Source organism: Streptomyces sp. SID12501 (assembly GCF_010550245.1).
In the GTDB taxonomy this organism is placed as follows: Bacteria; Actinomycetota; Actinomycetes; order Streptomycetales; family Streptomycetaceae; genus Streptomyces.
In genome coordinates this window covers 1-484 of the sequence record NZ_JAAGLU010000497.1, presented here as the reverse complement: position 1 = coordinate 484, position 484 = coordinate 1, and the positions used below count along the sequence as shown (strand labels likewise).

General features: G+C 74.4%; 1 protein-coding gene and 1 pseudogene. Both read right to left on the bottom strand.

The genetic code is table 11. The annotated features are described in order from the left end of the window. A partial coding sequence (locus G3I71_RS52075) for a 6-phosphofructokinase (protein ID WP_343243303.1) occupies window positions 1-114 on the bottom strand: 114 nt, incomplete at its 3' end. Between the two features lie 160 nt (window positions 115-274). Next, window positions 275-484 (bottom strand): annotated as a pseudogene (locus G3I71_RS46960) (ABC transporter ATP-binding protein); the annotation flags it as partial.

Sequence of the window (484 nt, the reverse complement as noted above, 5' to 3'; positions counted from 1 at the left end):
GCGGAAGCCGATGATCGAGTGCCCGTGCTCACCCTCCCCCCGCTTGACGACCGCTCGGATCGCGGCGTTCAAGCCCGGGACGTCGCCGCCTCCGGTCAGCAGACCGACTCGCACGCTGCAGCTCCTCGTTCGCAGGGGTCACCCCCGGGAGGTCGGGGGGATGGGGCGCGCGTCGACGCGGCGCCGGTACCACCCTAGCGAGTGACGCCGGCCACGCCGCGTGCCTTCGGTCCCGGGCGGGCCGCCGACCTGCGCCGACGGACCGCCCGGCTCGTCAGGCGCTGCGCCCGAGATCGAGGTCGCGACCGGGGATCGCGTCCAGCAGCGCCCGCGTGTACGCGGTCCGGGGCGCCCCGAAGACGTCGTCGACCGTGCCCTGCTCGACGAGCCGACCGCCCTGCATGACGCACACGTGGTCGGCGATCTGCCGGACCACCGCCAGGTCGTGGCTGATGAACAGGTACGACAGCCCGAGCCGCGCCTG